This is a genomic window from uncultured Devosia sp., from assembly GCF_964244875.1.
Classification (GTDB): domain Bacteria; phylum Pseudomonadota; class Alphaproteobacteria; order Rhizobiales; family Devosiaceae; genus Devosia.
Map to the genome: position 1 here is coordinate 34,428 of NZ_CAXTKA010000016.1, position 18,383 is coordinate 52,810.

At 62.8% G+C, this 18,383-nt stretch carries 13 protein-coding genes; 3 read left to right on the forward strand and 10 right to left on the reverse strand.

Annotation, left to right across the window (positions count from 1 at the left end):
• Nucleotides 1-3: 3 nt before the first annotated feature.
• From ACFE8X_RS16045 to ACFE8X_RS16090, 10 genes are all read right to left on the reverse strand, one after another.
• Nucleotides 4-3,336: a DUF2126 domain-containing protein gene (locus ACFE8X_RS16045; protein WP_375452503.1), complete on the reverse strand. Its 3,333-nt coding sequence runs from the start codon at nt 3,334-3,336 to the stop codon at nt 4-6.
• Nucleotides 3,337-3,465: 129 nt separating this feature from the next.
• Nucleotides 3,466-5,052, reverse strand: coding sequence for an FGGY-family carbohydrate kinase (locus ACFE8X_RS16050; protein WP_375452504.1), 1,587 nt, complete (start codon nt 5,050-5,052; stop codon nt 3,466-3,468).
• A gap of 2 nt (nt 5,053-5,054) precedes the next feature.
• Nucleotides 5,055-5,735, reverse strand: coding sequence for an HAD family hydrolase (locus ACFE8X_RS16055; protein ID WP_375452505.1), 681 nt, complete (start codon nt 5,733-5,735; stop codon nt 5,055-5,057).
• 70 nt (nt 5,736-5,805) lie between these two features.
• Complete coding sequence (locus tag ACFE8X_RS16060) at nt 5,806-7,284, reverse strand: mannitol dehydrogenase family protein (protein ID WP_375452506.1); 1,479 nt, start codon at nt 7,282-7,284, stop codon at nt 5,806-5,808.
• A gap of 21 nt (nt 7,285-7,305) precedes the next feature.
• On the reverse strand, nt 7,306-8,310 hold the full coding sequence (locus ACFE8X_RS16065) for an ABC transporter ATP-binding protein (protein WP_375452507.1): 1,005 nt from the start codon (nt 8,308-8,310) through the stop codon (nt 7,306-7,308).
• A gap of 351 nt (nt 8,311-8,661) precedes the next feature.
• Nucleotides 8,662-9,492, reverse strand: coding sequence for a carbohydrate ABC transporter permease (locus ACFE8X_RS16070; protein ID WP_375452508.1), 831 nt, complete (start codon nt 9,490-9,492; stop codon nt 8,662-8,664).
• Between the two features lie 93 nt (nt 9,493-9,585).
• Nucleotides 9,586-10,458 carry a carbohydrate ABC transporter permease gene (locus ACFE8X_RS16075; RefSeq protein ID WP_375452509.1) on the reverse strand — a complete coding sequence of 291 codons (873 nt, stop codon included), beginning with the start codon at nt 10,456-10,458 and terminating at the stop codon, nt 9,586-9,588.
• Nucleotides 10,459-10,663: 205 nt separating this feature from the next.
• Nucleotides 10,664-11,971: an ABC transporter substrate-binding protein gene (locus ACFE8X_RS16080; RefSeq protein WP_375452510.1), complete on the reverse strand. Its 1,308-nt coding sequence runs from the start codon at nt 11,969-11,971 to the stop codon at nt 10,664-10,666.
• Nucleotides 11,972-12,133: 162 nt separating this feature from the next.
• The gene (locus tag ACFE8X_RS16085) at nt 12,134-13,087 is read right to left on the reverse strand and encodes a sugar-binding transcriptional regulator (RefSeq protein WP_375452511.1); all 954 of its coding nucleotides are present in this window, start codon (nt 13,085-13,087) and stop codon (nt 12,134-12,136) included.
• A 69-nt stretch (nt 13,088-13,156) separates the two neighbouring features.
• The gene (locus tag ACFE8X_RS16090) at nt 13,157-13,921 is read right to left on the reverse strand and encodes a FadR/GntR family transcriptional regulator (RefSeq protein WP_375452512.1); all 765 of its coding nucleotides are present in this window, start codon (nt 13,919-13,921) and stop codon (nt 13,157-13,159) included.
• A 496-nt stretch (nt 13,922-14,417) separates the two neighbouring features.
• On the opposite strand from ACFE8X_RS16090, the gene chvE reads away from it, so the two are divergent.
• The 3 genes from chvE (at nt 14,418) to mmsB (ending at nt 18,374) form a co-directional block, all read left to right on the forward strand.
• Entirely contained in the window at nt 14,418-15,446 is a 1,029-nt protein-coding gene (gene chvE, locus ACFE8X_RS16095; protein ID WP_375452538.1) for a multiple monosaccharide ABC transporter substrate-binding protein, read from the forward strand.
• Between the two features lie 127 nt (nt 15,447-15,573).
• Nucleotides 15,574-17,106 (forward strand): multiple monosaccharide ABC transporter ATP-binding protein, encoded by a 1,533-nt coding sequence (gene mmsA, locus ACFE8X_RS16100; protein WP_375452539.1) that lies wholly within the window; start codon nt 15,574-15,576, stop codon nt 17,104-17,106.
• A complete protein-coding gene (gene mmsB, locus ACFE8X_RS16105) occupies nt 17,103-18,374 on the forward strand; it encodes a multiple monosaccharide ABC transporter permease (RefSeq protein ID WP_375452513.1) in 1,272 nt (423 codons plus the stop codon). The genes mmsA and mmsB overlap by 4 nt, the downstream gene beginning before the upstream one ends.
• Nucleotides 18,375-18,383: the final 9 nt, after the last annotated feature.

An 18,383-nucleotide genomic window follows, 5' to 3' on the forward strand; every position in this document is an offset into this window, starting at 1 on the left:
AGGTCACCTTGGCGGACGGCGCAGGTCAAGGGTCAGCGGAAATTCCTGCGCAGGCGTTTCGTCGTGCAGAATGAAGCTGCCGCCGGAATAGTTCTGCGGCACGAAGCGGGCGAGGCGGCGCGCTTCGGCCTCGTTGCCGTTGACGGGGAAAGTGTCGTAGCTGCGGCCACCCGGATGGGCGACATGATAGACGCAGCCGCCGACGGGGCGCTGGCTCCAAAGGTCATAAATATCGAACACCAACGGAGTGTTGACGGGCAGTTCGGGATGCATGCCGGAAGCGGGTTGCCAGGCTTTGTAGCGCACACCGGCAATGGCCGTGCCGGCAGTGTCGGTGCGGTCGAGCGGGACCGGCCGGCCGTTGCAGGTCACCGTATAACGCTGTGGATTAATGCCTTCGAGTTTGACTTGAAGACGTTCAACCGATGAATCAACAAAGCGCACGGTGCCGCCGATGGCGCCCTGTTCGCCCATGACATGCCAAGGCTCAAGCGCCTGGCGCAGTTCAAGTTTTACCCCTTCATATGCGACGTCGCCGCAGAACGGGAAGCGGAATTCGAGCTGGGCCGCGAACCAGGCGGGATCGAGCGTAAAGCCGTGGGTTTTCAGGTCGGAGAGGACATCGAGGAAGTCCGCCCAGACATAGTGAGGGAGCATGAAGCGATCGTGCAGGGTGGTGCCCCAGCGCACGAACGCGCCATCGAGCGGGGTGGTCCAATACCGAGCTATGAGGGCGCGCACCAGCACCTGTTGGGCCGAAGCCATGCGCGCATTGGGCGGCATCTCGAAGCCGCGGAATTCCACCAGGCCCAGCCGACCGGTGGGGCCGTCAGGAGAATAGAGCTTGTCGATGCAGATTTCCGAGCGATGGGTGTTGCCGGTGACATCGGCCAGCAGGTTGCGGAACAGCCGATCGACCAGCCAGGGGCGCGGCTCCGGCAGGCCGGAGGAAGGATGGGGCACCTGCGCCATGGCGATTTCGAGTTCGTAAAGGCTATCGTGACGCGCCTCGTCGAAGCGCGGCGCCTGGCTGGTGGGGCCGATGAACAGCCCGGAGAACATGTAGCTCATGGCCGGATGACGCTGCCAATGCAAGACCAGCGATTTGAGCAGGTCGGGGCGGCGCAGGAAGGGCGAGTCGGCAGGCGTCGCGCCGCCGACCACGACGTGGTTGCCGCCACCGGTGCCGGTGTGGCGGCCATCGATCATGAACTTGTCGGCGCCGAGCCGGCTCTGCCGGGCCTCCTCGTAGATCGCCGTCGTGGTCGCGACGCAGTCGTCCCAATTGCCGGCGGGATGGATGTTGACCTCGATGACGCCCGGATCGGGCGCGACGCGGATGACGTTCAGCCGTGGATCGTGTGGCGGGGCATAGCCCTCAAGATGTACCGGCAGGCCGATGGCCTTGGCCGCCGCTTCCGTCGCGGCAACCAGTTCGAGGTAGTCCTCCAGCTTTTCCACCGGCGGCAGGAACACGCAGAGGCGGTGGTCGCGCACTTCGGCGGTGACGGCGGTGCGCACCTCGCCTTCGATCTCGCTGATCTCCTGTTCGGTGCGGTCCTGCTGCTTGCTCGCGGCGGTAAAGGCCGCCGCCGTCTGGGCACGCGGATCGGCTGTCAGGCGGGCCGAGACCTCAGCGGGCATGGGCAGGGGACCGCGCGGCTCGCCGGGATCCTGGGCAACCACATGCGGGTAATCGGTAGGCTTGAGATGTTTCAGCGCCGACAGTGGCAGGCGATAGCCGGCCGGACTATCGCCGGGCGCAAGGAACAGTTTGCCCCGGCGCGTCTTCCATTTTTCGGTGAGCCAGGGGCTCGATGCCTGCGCATTCCAGCGCTGCACCGGCAACACGTAGCCGGTGGGATTGGTGAGGCCGCGCTCGAACACGCGGGCAATGCGCGAGCGGGCTTCGGGATCGGCCAGTTGGGAGTTGGCGGGATCGACATTGGCCGGGAGATTGGCCTCCTTGAGCAGCCATTCGCCGGGGTCTTCATAGGCTTCGTCGATGGTGTCGCCGGTCAGGCCCAGATTATGGGCAAAGGCATCGAGGAATTTTCTGGCATCCTCATGGGTGGCGGCGGTCTTGACGCCTTCGCGGGCGATGAGAGCCTCGTCGTTCCAGACCGGTTTGCCGTCGAGCCGCCAATAGAGCGAAAACGTCCAGCGCGGCAGGGTTTCGCCGGGATACCACTTGCCTTGGCCATAATGCAGAAGGCCGGTGGGTGCAAAACGCGTGCGCAGGCGCCGGATCAGGTCATCGGCCAGCGCGCGCTTGGTGGGGCCAACGGCGCCGGTGTTCCATTCGTCGGCCTCGAAATCGTCGATGGACACGAAAGTGGGCTCGCCGCCCATGGTGAGCCGGACATCGTTGTCGACCAGCACCTGATCGACCTGATGGCCCAAGGCATTGAGCTCATCCCAGGCGGCATCGGAGAACGGCTTGGTGATGCGGGGATGCTCGGCAACGCGATCGACGCGCATGTCGAAGGCGAAATCGACTTCGGCGTAGCTGGCAAAGCCCGATATCGGGGCAGCGTTGCGGTAATGCGGCGTTGCGGCCAGCGGCACGTGCGATTCCCCGGTCAGCAGGCCCGAGGTCGGATCAAGCCCGACCCAGCCGGCGCCGGGCAGATAGACTTCGCACCAGGCATGCAGGTCGGTGAAATCGTGGTCGGTGCCGGCGGGGCCATCCAGCGCGACCAGATCGGGCTTGAGCTGGATCAGGTAGCCGGAAACGAAGCGTGCGGCCAAGCCCAGATTGCGCAAGGTCTGGACCAGCAGCCAGCTGGAATCGCGGCAGGAGCCACGCGCGTTGCCAAGCGTTTCCTCGGGGCTCCAGACGCCGGTTTCCAGGCGCACGATATAGGCGATATGCTGCTGGATGGAGGCATTGATGGCGGTGACGAAGTTCACCGTATTCATCGGCGTGCGGTCGATGCCGGCGAGGAACGTTGCCAGCAGCGGGCCGACCGGTTCGGGCTGCGTATAGATCGACAAGTCGGCCCGGATATCTGCGGGGTACTCGAAAGGCCAGATTTCGGCGCTTTCCTCGACGAAGAAATCGAACGGATTATAGACCGTCATGTCGGCCACGAGATCGACTTCGATCTTGAGTTCGGTCACCGGTTCGGGAAAGACGAAGCGGGTCAGGAAATTGCCGTAGGGGTCTTGCTGCACATTGACAAAATGCTTGCTCGGCGACACCCGCAAGGAATAGCTCAAGACCTTGGTCTTGCTGTGGGGCGCAGGCTGGAGCCGGATGATCTGGGGCTGCAGAACGACCGGACGGTCGTATTTATAATGGGTCAGATGGTAAATTGCGGCTTTGATCGACATGCGTTCGCGTCGCTCGCTTCAAGTGCCACGATTTTTGACTTCCCGGTCAAACCTTAGCCTGTGTTGGCGGCAAGGGATAGGCGGGACGGATGAACAAGTGGGTTGCGGTTTGAGGCGGATCAGGGGGCCTTAACCCATCGCGTCGATAATCTGCCGCTGCCGCAGCATCTCCAAAAAAATCGCGTAGTCCTTGTCGAAGCGCAGGCGGGCCGTGGGGTCAGGCTTACGCTCCGTGCCGCCCTGGTGCATGGCGATGCAAGCCTGGTCGAGGCTGGGGTAAAGCCCGGCCGCAGTCGCTGCGACCATGGCCATGCCCAAGAGCGTTGCGTCCTTGGCGGCGGGTTCGACCACGGTACAGCCGGTGGCATCGGCATAGAGTTCCATCAGCAGCGGGTTCTTGGTGTGGCCGCCGGTGACGTGCAGCGTATCGATGGCGTAGCCGCGGGTATTGAGGGTTTCGAGGATGTGACGGACGCCCAGCGCGATGGCAACGGCGGTGCGCCAGTAGAGCCGGCACAGGCTGTCGAAATCGCTGTCGAGCGTGAGGCCCGAGATGACGCCAAGCGCATGGGAATCCCCGAGTGGGGACCGGTTGCCGTGAAAATCCGGGAGCACGTGCAGGCGCGGCGCGAAATCCTGGCCGTCCCGCGCCCGCAGTGTCGCGACACGATCGGCGATGCGGGTGTGCATGGCGGGTGTCGGCTCGCCACCGGCGCCGTGCGATCTGATGATGTGATCGAGCAGGGCCCCGGTGGCGGATTGGCCGCCTTCGTTGAGCCAGACGCCTGGCAGGACGGCGCCGAAATAAGGGCCCCAGACGCCAGGAGTCGGACGCTCTTCGGCCGATAGCGCCATGACGCAGCTAGAGGTGCCGGCGATCAGGGCCAGGTGCCGGTCGATGGTATCGACATCCCCGGCAAAGCTGCCGAGCACCCCAAGAGCGCCGGCATGGGCATCGATCAGTCCGGCACCGACCCGGCATGCCGGGGTCAGGCCCAGTTCGGCGGCAGCAGCGGGGGTGAGCGGGCCGAGATCGGCGCCGACCGGGCTTGCGGTTTCGGGCAGGCCGGCATGCTCGAACAAATCCTCAAGGCCGACCAAAGCCAAAAAATCGCGGCGCCAGGGCGCAGTCAGATGGCCCAGATAGGTCCATTTGGCGACCAGCGTCGATTGGCTGCGGGCCAGCGATCCGGTGGCTTTCCAGGACAGGAAGTCGGCGAGGTCGAAGATTTGGCCGGCGCTGGTCCAGGTCGCCGGCAGATGGCGCTTGAGCCACATCAGCTTGGGCACTTCCATTTCCGGTGACATGGCGGCGCCGGCATATTTCAGCACGTCGTGCCCGGTGGCGGTGCATTCCTGGGCCTGCGCCAAGGCACGATGGTCGAGCCAGACGATGGTGTCCCAGCGCGGCAGGCCGTTAGTGGACACGCTGAGGGGCGCGCCACGGCTGTCGCGCACGACGAGCGAACAGGTGGCGTCAAAGCCGAGGCCGACGACCGCTGCAGGATCGGCCTGGGCCAGGGCCATGGCGCCCCGCACTGCACAGCAAACGGCAAACCAGATGTTCTGGCTGTCGTGCTCGGCGTGATTGGCATCGGTGCGGTTCATGGCGATGGGCTGTTCGGCACGGCCAAGCAGGGCGCCCTGCGGCGTCAAGACTCCGGCCCTGGCACTCCCCGTGCCCACATCCACTGCCACCAGGAGGCTTTGCTGCAACGCTATGGCGCCTTCTTGTTGGTTCGAGGCAAGTTTAGCCGATCGGGCAGGGTGTGCATATCGTTGAAAATCATGTCGGGGTGCAGGGCGGCGACAGCGGCCTGCAACCGGGCCGGCGCGACGTGGCTGCCCCCCGTATAGGCAAACACCGCCATGCCGGCAGCGCGGGCGGCAGCGATGCCGGCGGGGCTATCCTCGATGACCAGGCAATTGGCGGGTTGGACATCCATTTGCCGTGCAGCATGAAGAAACAAATCGGGCGCGGGTTTGCCGTTTTCCACCATGCTGGCGGAAAAGACATGCGGCTCGAACCAGGGCAATTGGCCGGTGAGTGCAAGGCTCAGGCGGATGCGTTCGAGCTCGGACGAAGAGGCGACGCAGAATGGCACGTTCAGCCGGCCAAGCATTTCGGGCAGGCCGGGGCTGGGGCGCAGTTCCTGGCGGTAGAGCGCATAAAGGTCGCCACGCATGCTGGCGAGCGCGGCCGGACCGAGCGGAGCGCCGTGGGCATCGAGCAGGCTAGACGAGATCGCGGCCAGCGAGCGTCCCAGGAAATCGCGATAGGCGGCCTCGAGCGTGATGGTAATGCCCTGCGCAGCGATAGCGGCGACGAGTATCCGCATGGCGAGCGGCTCGCTATCGACGAGGACGCCATCGCAATCGAAGATGATCAGGTCGATCATCGGTCCGGTGCGATCTGTTTCCGCTCCCCGGGGAGAAGACTTATCCAGTTGGCGGGGCTTCCGGCGCCGATCACAATTGGTCGGCCAGATAGCGCTCCAGCGTCGCCTTGGTTCCAATCGACCAGAGCGTCGTCAATGCGTGGCTGAACGCTGCAGCAAACCTCGCATCGTTCGCGAGGTCACCATAGATGTCACTCATCGCGAGCCAGGCCCCGGGATCATCTTTCGCCAGCTTGGCCTGGGTGGTCAAACGCTCCCAGCTTGGATCGTTCGGCTCGATGGGCGCACCCGAATCGGTGGTGCCGAAGCAGTAGCGGCACCACAGGGCAGAGACGAGAGTCAGGCCAGTCACGGACTGCCCGGCCGCAACGCGATCGGCGGCGGAGGGAATGATGAATTTAGGTTGGCGGTTGGAGCCGTCGAAAGCCAGCCGGCGAACGGTGTCGCCAATCTTGGGATTGGCGAAGCGGCGGGTGCAGAGAGCGAGATAATCGTCGAGGTTAGTATCGGGCACCGGCGGGACGACGGGGATGATCTCGTCGTTCTCGACTTTCCTCAGAAAGGCAGCGACCAGCTGGTTTTCCATCGCCGCGTGCACGAAATGAATGTCCATCAGCCCGGCGGGATAGGCGATGGTCGCGTGCCCGCCATTGAGGATACGGATCTTCATGTGTTCATAGGGCGCCACGTCATCAACGAATTGCACACCGACCTTTTCCAGAGCCGGCCGGCCGGCGGGGAACTTGTCCTCCAGCACCCATTGGCGGAAGTTTTCGCAGAATACCGGCCAATTATCCTCGATCGCAAAATCGTCGGCCAAAAGGGCGCGTTCGCGATCCGAGGTCGCGGGCGTGATGCGATCGACCATGCCGTTGGGGAAGGCAACATTGGCCTTGACCCAGGTGGCGAGTTCGGGATCAAGCAGCGCCGCCAGGCCGATCACTGCGTTTTCGGTGACGTGGCCGTTGCCGGGAATGTTGTCGCAACTCATCACGGTAAACGGCTGGACACCAGCGGCGCGGCGCGCCAGCAGGCCGCCCAGGATCAGGCCGAACGCGGTCCTGGGCGCGTCAAAGTGGGCCGCGTCATAGGCTATATCGGGGTGCTTGGGATCGAATTTTTGCGATGCCGGATCGATGTAGTAGCCACCTTCGGTGATGGTCAGCGAGACGATGCGGATAGCGGGATCGCTCAGCTTGTCGATGATGGCGGCGCTATCGCCGGGCTGAAGGTAATCGATCATCGCACCGGTGACGCGGGCCGTGCTGGTCTCGGCCTCCTGCTCGACCACGGTGGTGAGCAAATCCTGATCCAACAGTTTTTGGCGCATCGCCTCATCCGCCGCGCGCACGCCGGCACCGACCAGAGCCCAGTCGTGATCGCTGCCGGTAGCGAATAGGTCGTCGAGATAGACCGCCTGGTGGGCGCGATGGAAGTTGCCGACGCCGAAATGAACGATGCCGGCGGTCAGGCTGCTCCGGTCGTATTGCGGAATCGATGCCGTTCCGGCGACGGCGTCGAGCGTGGCGGCGGAGAGCTTGGTGGTCATATACTTAGTCCTTAGTCCGGCCTAAAGCGCTTTGCCATCAGGCCCGAATTTATAGATGCGCGTCGGCTCGGGCGTCAGGAAGACGTCGTCGCCGTGTTGATAGGTGTCTTCGCCCCCGGTGCGGACGGTGAAGAGCCCAAAGCCATCGACATTGACGTGGAGGAACGTGTCGCTGCCGAGCAGTTCGGCCACGGCGACCGTGCCCTTCCAGGCGCCGGGGGAGGGTGTGCGGGACAGGGTGAAGTGCTCGGGTCGCACGCCGATGGAGTGGGCCTGGTATTTGCCGGCTTCGGCGCCATCGATGAAGTTCATCTTAGGGCTGCCGATGAAGCCGGCGACGAAGCGGTTGGCAGGCTTGTTGTAGAGATCGAGCGGTGAGCCAAACTGTTCCACATTGCCGGCATTGAGCACGACAATGCGGTCGGCCATGGTCATGGCCTCGACCTGGTCGTGGGTGACGTAGATCATCGTGGTCTTGAGCTGCTGATGCAGTTCGGTGATTTCCAGTCGCATATTGACGCGCAGCGCCGCGTCGAGATTGCTGAGCGGCTCGTCGAACAGGAAGGCCTTGGGTTCGCGCACGATGGCGCGGCCGATGGCGACGCGCTGGCGCTGGCCACCGGACAGGGCGCGCGGGCGGCGATCGAGATATGAGCCCAGGTTCAGGGTGCGCGCGGCGTATTCCACCTTTGCGTCGATCTGCTCCTTGGGCATCTTGGCCATCTTAAGCGGGAAGGCGATGTTGTCGCGCACGCTCATATGCGGATAAAGCGCATAGGACTGGAACACCATGGCCAGGCCCCGGCGCGCCGGCGGTGCCTTGGTCATGTCGGCACCATCGAGCAGAATCTGGCCGCCGGTGGTGTCCTCTAGGCCCGCGATCAGGCGCAGCAAGGTGGACTTGCCGCAACCGGAAGGGCCGACGAAGACCACGAACTCGCCATCCTGGATGTCGAGCGTGATATCGGGGATGACCTGGACGTCGCCAAAGGACTTGTTGACGTGCGAGAGGGAGATGGAACCCATTTCAGTAGTCCTTTGCAGACGACAGGTTTGCAGGAGTGGACGTGCCAAGACGCCGGATGGCGCAGGCGCCTCCGGGCAAAAACAATGAGCGGACCCCGAGGCGGCGTTCGCCTCTGATAGGTTTTTTAGTGAGACGAAAACCGCCTCGGGGCGCCGGTTTTTGGAGCAGCGCCGGAGAAACGCGCCGCGTGGTCGCTCGCCACGCAGCGGCCGGCGCTCGAACCTGTGCAGCAGGCAAAAGCCGCACCCGGCTCACTCCACTACTGTTTGCCTGCAGGCCGCCCAGCGGGGTGATGAGGCCAAGACTACTCGGCTTGGCGCCAGTGGGGATAAGTTTGATCCGGCGCATGCTCATTTCACCGCTCCAAAGGTCAAACCCCGAACCAGTTGCTTCTGGCTGAACCAGCCGAGCAGCAGGATGGGTGCGATGGCCAGGAGCGAGGCGGCCGAGAGCTTGGCCAGGAACAGGCCCTGCGGGCTCGAGAACGAGGAGATGAAGGCGGTCAGCGTGCCGGCGCGGCCCGAGGTCAGCGTTATGGTCCAGAAGGCTTCGTTCCAGGCCAGGATGACGTTGAGCAGCAGCGTCGAGGCAATGCCGGGCACGGCCATGGGCACCAGCACGTGGACGATCTCGTTCCACAGTTCGGCCCCATCCATGCGCGCGGCCTCCAGGATATCGACGGGGATTTCCTTGAAATAGGTATACAGCATCCAGATGATGATCGGCAGGTTGATCAGCGTCATGATGATGGTCAGGCCATGCACGGTATCGAGCAGGCGCAGGTCGCGAAAGATCAGGTAGATCGGGATCAGGACGCCCACAGCCGGCATCATCTTGGTGGAGAGCATCCACATCAGGATGTCCTTGGTCTTTTTGGTGGGCGCAAAGGCCATGGACCAGGCGGCGGGAATGCCGATCAGCAGGCCCAGAAGGGTCGAGCCCAGCGAGACCACGATCGAATTGGTGACGTGCTTGATATAGTCCGAGCGGTCCTGCACGGCGCCGAAGTTCTCCAGCGTGAAGGTCTGCGGCACGAAGGTGGGCGGATTGGCGATTGCCTCGGCCTCGGTCTTGAAGGCGGTCAGGATCACCCACAGGATGGGCGAGAACAGCAGCAGGGCGACGAGCCAGGCGCCGATGGTGAAGCCGACCTTGGCCGGCGTGGAAACATTACGTGCCATGGCTAGCTCCTTGCGCCAAGGGTTGGGGATGTCTCACCATCCCCCTCGGGGGGAGCAGTGAACATGAGCGATGCCGATGGGTCTTGGCTCATCTCACGCATCCAGGTTCTTGCCGACAGCCCGCATCAGGAAAAACGCCACGATGTTGGCAATGACGACGGCGACCATGCCGCCGGCAGAGCCGGCGCCGATGTCGTTGGAGAGGATACCCGTTCGGAACACCAGGAAGGCGATGTTGGTGGAGGCATAGCCCGGCCCGCCCCCGGTGGTGACGCGGATCTCGGCGAAGATGCCCAGAAGGAAAATGGTCTGGATCAGGATGACGATGGTCACCGCCCGCGCCATATGCGGCATGATGATGTACCAGAACCGGTTCAGGGCATTGGCGCCATCCATCTCGGCGGCTTCGCGCTGTTCCTCGGACAGCGATTGCAGGGCGGTCAACAGGATCAGCGTGGCGAAAGGCAGCCATTGCCAGGCGACGATGATGATGACCGACAAGAGCGGATATTGGGCGAACCAGTCGATCGGTCGCAGCCCGAAGACGCGCCAGAGGTGGGCCAGCAGGCCGTAGTCGGCATGCATGAAGCCGTTCTTCCAGATCAGCGCCGCAACCGGGGGCATGACGAAGAAGGGCGAGATCACCAGGATGCGCAGGACGCCCTGGCCCCAGACCGGCTGGTCGAGCAGCAGCGCAATGAAGGTGCCGCCGACCACGGTGATCACCAGCACGCCCAGCACCAGGATCAAGGTATTGACCAGCGACTGGGTAAAGCTGGGATCGCCGATGACGTAGATGTAGTTGGCCCAGCCGGCAAAGCCGGTCATCATCGGGTTGATCAAGGAGTAGTTCTGGAACGAGAACCACAACGTCATCACCAGCGGCACGATCATCCAGATGAACAACAGCACGACGGACGGCAACATCATCGTGCGGGCAAGGGTGCGCGTTTGGGCAGTGGCCATTACTGCTTGTCTCCAGGCTACTGTTGCGGGGCCAGAACCCCTCACCCTAACCCTCTCCCCAGAGGGGCGAGGGGATATATCGCGTTTTGGGCAGCATGTTGCCACCGACGCTGAAGCTATCCCCTCGCCCCTCTGGGGAGAGGGTTAGGGTGAGGGGGACGATGACGGTCAGGTTCTCCGACCGTCAGTTGCTTGGAGAGTTTACCTACTTGATATAGCCGGCGCGGGTCATGTCGCGCGTCGTGGCGTCCTGGGCCTGGGCCAGGGCATCGTCGGCGGACATCTGGCCGGCAAGCGCTGCCGAGAACAGTTGGCCGACATTGGTGCCGATGCCCGCGAACTCGGGAATGGCGACGAACTGGATGCCGACATAAGGCACCGGCTTGACCGACGGCTTGGTCGGATCGGCCGAATTGATCGAGTCCAGCGTCATCTTGGCGAAGGGCGCAGCAGCCTGGTAGTCCGCATTTTCATAGAGCGAGGTGCGGGTGCCCGGCGGCACGGCGGCCCAGCCTTCCTTTTCGGCAACGGTTGCCAGATAGGCCTTGTTGGTTGCCCAGTTGATGAACTTTTCGGCGGCTTCGGCATGCTGGGAACTGGTGGGAACGGCCAGCGACCAGGCCCAGAGCCAGTTGCCGCGCTTGCCCAGGCCATTGTCGGGCGCCAGGGCGAAACCGACCTGGTCGGCGACGGTGGAGTCCTTGCCGGTGACGAAGGACGCCGCAACTGTGGCGTCGATCCACATGCCGCACTTGCCCTGCTGGAACAGCGTCAGGTTTTCGTTGAAGCCGTTGGACGACGCACCGGCCGGGCCGGCATCGGTCATCAGCGACAGATAGGTGTCCAGGGTCGACTTCCATTCGGGGCTGTCGAATTGCGGCTTCCAGTTCTCATCGAACCAGCTGGCACCGAAGGAATTGGACATGGCGGTCAGGAAGGCCATGTTCTCGCCCCAGCCGGCCTTGCCGCGCAGGCAGATGCCGTTGATGTCGTTGGCGCGGTCGGTCATGGCGCGGGCGGCCTGGCCGATGAATTCCCAGGTCGGCGCGTCGGGCATGGTCAGCCCGGCCTTTTCCATCAGATCCTTACGGTACATGACCATGGAAGATTCACCATAGAACGGGGCGGCGTAGAGCTTGCCATCAACCGACAGGCCGCCGCGAATGGCGGGCAGGATGTCGTCGACATCATAGGTGGCGTCGGCGCTCAGCGCGTCGAGCGGCACCAGCCAGCCCTGCTTGGCCCAGATCGGGGCTTCGTAGGTGCCGATGGTCATCACGTCATACTGGCCGCCATTGGTGGCGATGTCGGTGGTGACGTTCTGCCGCAAGGTGTTTTCTTCGAGCACAACCCAGTTCAGATCGATCCCGGTTTCGGTGGTGAACGCGGGCGACAGGGCCTGCATGCGGATCATATCGCCATTGTTGACCGTGGCGATGGTCAGTGTTTCGGCCGAAGCCGACGAGGCCAGCGCAAGGGTCAGCGCGCCCACAATAAAGGGTGTCAGTTTCATGGATATCCTCCCAGTGACCGAGACGAGCATTTGTCCCGGCGATGGGCAAATACTCACTACTTATGCGCAGGAGTCAAGCGTGCCATGCGCTCGGTGCTTGATGTACGGTAGGCCGAAAACGTTTTCGGAACGTGATTATTTCAGTTATTGCAACGGGTTAAACTAAGTTAACAAACTTTCGGCGGTGCGCTCGTCGGTGATCAGGCCATTGACCAGCCGGCGGTTGAGCGTGGCGCGGATGCCGGGCAATTTCTTGCGGCCCATGGCAATTGCCACAACCAGGGAGCGCTCGCGCGAGGGCATGGGCGCGCTGGCGACGCGGTTATTGGTCAGTCCCTCGACCAGCTTGCCATCCGCATCGAAGCACCAGCCGCAGATTTCCCCGACGGCGCCGGCCTGCTGCAGGGCATGCAATTCCGTCTTGGTAATGAACCCATCCACGAACAGCGGCGCCTCAGGACCGATATCCCCGATGCCGAGAAAGGTGACGTTGGCCTGCGCCGCCAGGGCCAGGGTCTCGCGAATCATGGGCTGGGCATGCAGCAGTTCGCGCTCGCGCGCCGAAGAGGCGATGACGGGCAGGGGCATGGGAAAGCTGCGCGCCTTGACCATGTCGGCGACGTTGAAAATGACGTTGTAGAACGCCGCCGAGCCGTCGGGCGCGATGTTGCCGGTCAGCGAGACGACCTTGTGCTGCGGGCACTCCATCGGCGTCAGCTGTTCGATGGCGGCCTTGAGCGTGCGGCCGGTCCCGATGGCCATGACGATAGGGTCGGAGCGGCGCAGCCAGCGTTCGATTTCGGCGGCGGTGGCTTCGGCAAGGCCGATGATGGTCGAGTCGCTCGCCGGATCGGAGGGCACCACTTCCACCAGGTCGAGCGCGAAGCGCGACCGCAGCCGGCCGGCCAGGTCCATGCAGCGGCCGATCGGGTGATCGAGCCGCACCTTGATCAGGCCCTCGCTGACCGAAAGCGATACCAGGCGCTGCGCCGATTGCCGGGAAATGCCCAGCTTGGACGCAATTTCCTCCTGCGTATTGCCGGCCACATAGTAGAGCCAGCCCGCCCGGGCCGCGTCATCCAGCCGGTGGCTGGAACTGTCTTGTCTTGGCGCCATGACTTGGTCCCGCACTATCGGCGGATTATTCGGTTATGCCGGGCCATGCCGCAAGGGGCTATCGCAAGGCTATTCGGCGCGGGCAGGGCGGCTGGTCAGGGCGGCGCGAATGTCGCGCTCGGTATCCTTGAGATGCAAGCGCATGGCTTCGGCGGCCGCGCGCCCATTGCCGGCCTTGATGCAATCGAGGATGCGCTGATGGGCTTGTAGCGTGTCCTGGACCGTATGGCCGCGCTGCTCATGGCCGCGGCGGCTGATGTAGAAGCCTTCGCGCAGCGGCAGCGACATGGCTTCGAACAGATAGCCCAGCACCCGGTTGCCGCTGGCCAGGGCAATGGCTTCGTGAAAACCGACGTCGCAGCTGTGAAAGCGCAGTTCGGCCTCTTCGCTGGGCAGGTTCATGGCGCCGTCGGCCGCCTCGCGCATGCCCTGCAAGGCCGCTTCGACCGCCGCGACGCCGGCCCGGGTCGAGTGCCGCGCGGCCAGGGTTGCCGACTGCACTTCAAGCGACAGCCGGACCTCCACCAGATCGAACAGTCCCTTGGCATCGTAGCGAATGACCGAGGTCAAAAAATCGGCGAAGGCAGAGCCGTCGGGGGCGCGCACGACCGCCTTGCGGCCGCGGGCGATTTCGAGCAAGCCGCGCCCCTCCAGCATCTTGACCGCCTCGCGGATGGTCAGCCGGCTGACATCGTAGCGGGTGGCCAGGTCGGCTTCGCTGGGCAGGCTGGTGCCCGGCGCAAGCTCGCCCAGGATCAGGCGTGCCAGGTCCCCGGCGACCGTGCTGGCGGCGCTGGGGGTATCGAGCCGGTCGTCCGCACCATGCTGAGTCACATCTCCTCCGAGATATCAGATACCTTTGGTTTACCTTACGCCTCTTTTGTGGCCGTGCGAAGGATGATCCGGTATCGCGAGCCGGCACCATATCCAGACTGCCCTGCGGGCGCAATCGGCCAAAACGCAGGCACTATGCTTAACGTTCGGTAGCGCTGGAAAGTGCCGCCGGGCCACCAATCGCACTTTACAAGGGTATCTGATTATTCTAAGGCTGCACCCGTGGGCTTGGGAGGGCTCCGGCGGCTTCTGCCGCCGTGCAGGAGGACTTCATGCAGGACATCGGGATGGCTGGCCCTGGCAGGTTGGTGCAGGCTGATGCGACGCGGTTTTGCGGGCATGGGGTTGGCGACGGGGCAGGCGGATCGTCCGCGGCCAGGTTTCTTCTTCTGTCATCCTTCCAGGATATCCATTCAAGCTTCTGAACTCGAAAGACACAAAGGGAGTCGAGATGAAGGTTCTAAAAACGCTTGCTACCGTGATCGCCGTTGGCGCCATGGCGCTGACCGCTTCGACCGCGGTTTTCGCCCAGGACAAGGGCGCGATCGGCATTTCCATGCCGACCAAGTCCTCGCTGCGCTGGATTTCGGACGGTGACGCACTGGTCGCCGCGCTGACCGCCAAAGGCTATACCGTCGACCTGCAATATGCGGAAGACGATATCCCCAACCAGCTCTCGCAGGTCGAGAACATGGTCACCAAGGGCGTCAAGGCGCTGGTCATTGCCGCCGTCGATGGCACTACGCTCAGCGCCGTGCTGCAGCAGGCCGCCGATGCGGGTATCAAGGTCGTCGCCTATGACCGCCTGATCCGCGACAGCGCCAATGTCGATCTCTACACTACCTTCGACAACTTCCAGGTGGGCGTGCTCCAGGCCAATTCGCTGCTGACCGGCCTGGGCTATCCCGGCAAGCCCGGCCCGTTCAATATCGAGCTGTTCGGCGGTTCGCCCGACGATAACAACGCCTTCTTCTTCTATGATGGCGCGATGTCGGTTTTGCAGCCGCTGATCGACAAGGGTGACCTGGTCGTCAAGTCCGGCCAGATGGGCATGAAAACTGTCGGTACTTTGCGTTGGGACGGTGCCGCTGCCCAGCAACGCATGGACAATATCCTTTCGGCCAACTATTCGGACGGCTCGCGCGTCGATGCCGTGCTGTCGCCTTATGACGGGTTGAGCCGTGGCATCATCTCGTCGCTGCGCGGCGTGGGCTATGGCGCCGCCGATCAGCCATGGCCGATCATTTCGGGCCAGGATGCGGAAGTGCCGTCCGTCAAGGCGATCATTGCGGGCGAGCAGTACTCGACGGTCTACAAGGACACCCGTGAACTGGCTGCCAAGACCGCGGACCTGGTCGACACGCTGCTGACCGGCGGCACGCCGGAAGGCCTCGACACCACCACCTACAACAATGGCGTCAAGGTTGTTCCCTCGGTTCTTTTGACCCCCTATGCCGTCGATGCGTCCAACTACAAGGAACTCGTCGTCGACTCAGGCTACATCAAGGCCGAAGAGCTCCAGTAATTCGGGCTTTTATATCGGGGGCCTCGCGGTAACGCGGGGCCCTTTCCCGTCACGTCGGCGTGCCGCACTTGTATGGGATCAAAAATAGCGCTAAGCGCCGCGCTTGCGTGAAATCGAAGGCGAAGCGATGGATACGACAATTCTGGAGATGCGCGGCATCACCAAGACTTTCCCGGGCGTCAAGGCGCTGTCGGATGTGAATCTGGACGTACGCGAGGGTGAAATCCACGCCATCGTGGGTGAGAACGGCGCCGGCAAATCGACCTTGATGAAGGTCTTGAGCGGGGTTTATCCCGCCGGCAGCTATGATGGCCAGATCATCTATCGCGGCCAGGAAATGCAATTCAAGACGATCCGGGACAGCGAGCACCAGGGCATCGTCATCATCCACCAGGAACTGGCGCTGGTGCCGCTGCTGTCGATCGCGGAAAACATTTTCCTGGGCAATGAAACCGCCAAGAACGGCGTCATCGACTGGGACGAGGCCCGCAATGGCGCCCGCAAGCTATTGACCATGGTCGGGCTGAAGGAAGATCCCGATACGCTGATCACCCATATCGGGGTGGGCAAGCAGCAATTGGTGGAGATCGCCAAGGCCTTGAGCAAGGAAGTCAAGCTGTTGATCCTGGACGAGCCGACCGCGTCCCTGTCAGAAAAGGACAGCACGGCGCTGCTCGACCTGCTCATCGACTTCAAGACGCAGGGCATCACCTCGATCCTGATTTCGCACAAGCTCAACGAGATCAAGCGCGTCGCCGATCGGGTCACCGTGATCCGCGATGGCAAGACCATCGAGACCATGAACAAGGCCGATATCAGCGAGGACCGCATCATCACCTCGATGGTGGGCCGCTCGCTCGATGACCGCTATCCGGACCGGACGCCCCAGATCGGGGAGACCATGTTCGAGGTCAAGGACTGGTCGGTCTATCACACGCTGCATGCCGACCGGCAGGTGGTCAAAGGCGTCAGTATCCACGTCAACAAGGGCGAGGTGGTGGGTATTGCCGGGCTGATGGGCTCGGGCCGCACCGAATTTGCCATGAGCGTGTTCGGTCGCACCTATGGGCAAAAGATTACCGGCCAGGTGCTGATGAACGGCAAGCCGGTGGATACCTCCACCGTGCGCCGGGCGGTAGACGCGGGTCTGGCTTATGCCACCGAGGATCGCAAAACCTACGGGCTGAACCTGATCGACCATATCAAGAACAACGTCACCATCGCCAATCTGCCGGGCGTATCGCGCGGCGGCGTACTCGACGACATGGCCGAGATGAAGGTGGCCAACGATTATCGCAAGGCCACCAATATCCGCTCATCGAGCGTGTTCCAGCTCACCGGCAACCTGTCGGGCGGCAACCAGCAAAAGGTCGTGCTGTCCAAGTGGCTGTTCTCCAATCCGGACCTGTTGATCCTGGATGAGCCGACGCGCGGCATCGACGTCGGTGCCAAATATGAAATCTACACGATCATCAACAGACTGGCGGGCGAGGGGAAGGGCATTCTGGTCATTTCCTCGGAGATGCCCGAGCTGTTGGGGATTTGTGATCGCATCTACGTTATGAACGAAGGCCGCATCGTAGGCGAACTCGCGGGGAGCGAGGCCAGCCAGGAAAAGATCATGCGCGCCATTGTCCGGGCAGAAGGAAGAACCGCATGACCACCGAAACCGCACCCCTTCCCACAGAGGTGCCGAGCCAGTTGGTGGCTCGCCCGACACGCCGCTCGATCCTGCAGGCCAATCTGCGCGATTATGGCCTCGTTGTCGCCTTGCTGGCGATTATGCTGTTCTTCCAGATTTTCACCAATGGCGTGATGTTCAAGCCGGTCAATTTGACCAATCTGGTGCTGCAGAATTCCTACATCATCATCATGGCGCTGGGCATGCTGCTGGTCATCGTGGCCGGGCATATCGATCTGTCGGTCGGCTCGGTGTCGGGGTTCATCGGCGCCATCGCCGCCATATTGATGGTGCAATATCATGTGCCGGCCATTCCGGCGGGCCTGCTCTGCCTGGTGCTGGGCGCCATTATCGGCGCTTCGCAAGGCTATTTCATCGCCTATATGCGAGTGCCCTCGTTCATCGTGACCTTGGCGGGCATGCTGGTATTCAAGGGCCTGTCGCTGGCGGTGCTCGGCGGCAAGTCCGTCGGTCCGTTCCCCACCGAGTTCCAGCTGCTCAGCGCCGGCTTCATTCCCGATGTCATCGGCCCGATCACGCTGATTCAGCCGACGCTGGATGCGGCCGGCAAGGCCGTTGCCGGAACCAGCCTGGTGCTGCATTCCACCACCATGGTCATCGGCGTTCTGATCATTCTGGGCATGGTATTTTCCAATCTGCGCACCCGTGCCCGCCGCCGCAACAATGGTTATGATACCGAGCCTTTCCCCCTGTTCGTGGTCAAGACCGCGATCATTGCCGGCCTGATCCTCTACATTACCTTTCTCGTCGCCTCGTACCGAGGCATGCCGAACGTCTTGATCGTGATGTCGATCCTGATTGCCCTGTTCGTGTTCATGACCAAGCGCATGACCATCGGCCGGCGCATCTATGCGCTGGGCGGCAATCCCAAGGCGGCGCAATTATCGGGCATCAAGACCGAGCGGTTGACCTTTTATGTCTTCGTCATCATGGGCGCACTGGCCGCATTGGCCGGGCTCATTTTCGCAGCGCGGCTCAACACCGCCACTCCCAAAGCCGGCCAGGGTTTCGAGCTCGACGTGATCGCGGCCGTGTTCATCGGCGGCGCTTCGGCGCTGGGCGGTGTCGGCCAGGTGGCAGGCGCGGTGATCGGCGCGTTCATCCTCGGGGTGATGAACAACGGCATGTCGATCCTGGGCATCAACATCGACCTGCAGCAGATGATCAAGGGCGTCGTCCTGCTCGGCGCTGTGGTGTTCGATCTTTATAACAAGAACAAGGCCTGACCGGTTTCG

What these genes read in the sequence shown, in the direction of transcription:
- ACFE8X_RS16065 (WP_375452507.1), bottom strand. Translation starts at nt 8,310, where the DNA reads ATGGGTTCCATCTCCCTCTCGCACGTCAACAAGTCCTTTGGCGACGTC.
- ACFE8X_RS16080 (WP_375452510.1), bottom strand. Translation starts at nt 11,971, where the DNA reads ATGAAACTGACACCCTTTATTGTGGGCGCGCTGACCCTTGCGCTGGCC.
- ACFE8X_RS16085 (WP_375452511.1), bottom strand. Translation starts at nt 13,087, where the DNA reads ATGGCGCCAAGACAAGACAGTTCCAGCCACCGGCTGGATGACGCGGCC.
- chvE (WP_375452538.1), top strand. Translation starts at nt 14,418, where the DNA reads ATGGCGCTGACCGCTTCGACCGCGGTTTTCGCCCAGGACAAGGGCGCG.
- ACFE8X_RS16070 (WP_375452508.1), bottom strand. Translation starts at nt 9,492, where the DNA reads ATGGCACGTAATGTTTCCACGCCGGCCAAGGTCGGCTTCACCATCGGC.
- ACFE8X_RS16075 (WP_375452509.1), bottom strand. Translation starts at nt 10,458, where the DNA reads ATGGCCACTGCCCAAACGCGCACCCTTGCCCGCACGATGATGTTGCCG.
- mmsB (WP_375452513.1), top strand. Translation starts at nt 17,103, where the DNA reads ATGACCACCGAAACCGCACCCCTTCCCACAGAGGTGCCGAGCCAGTTG.
- mmsA (WP_375452539.1), top strand. Translation starts at nt 15,574, where the DNA reads ATGGATACGACAATTCTGGAGATGCGCGGCATCACCAAGACTTTCCCG.
- ACFE8X_RS16055 (WP_375452505.1), bottom strand. Translation starts at nt 5,735, where the DNA reads ATGATCGACCTGATCATCTTCGATTGCGATGGCGTCCTCGTCGATAGC.
- ACFE8X_RS16045 (WP_375452503.1), bottom strand. Translation starts at nt 3,336, where the DNA reads ATGTCGATCAAAGCCGCAATTTACCATCTGACCCATTATAAATACGAC.
- ACFE8X_RS16060 (WP_375452506.1), bottom strand. Translation starts at nt 7,284, where the DNA reads ATGACCACCAAGCTCTCCGCCGCCACGCTCGACGCCGTCGCCGGAACG.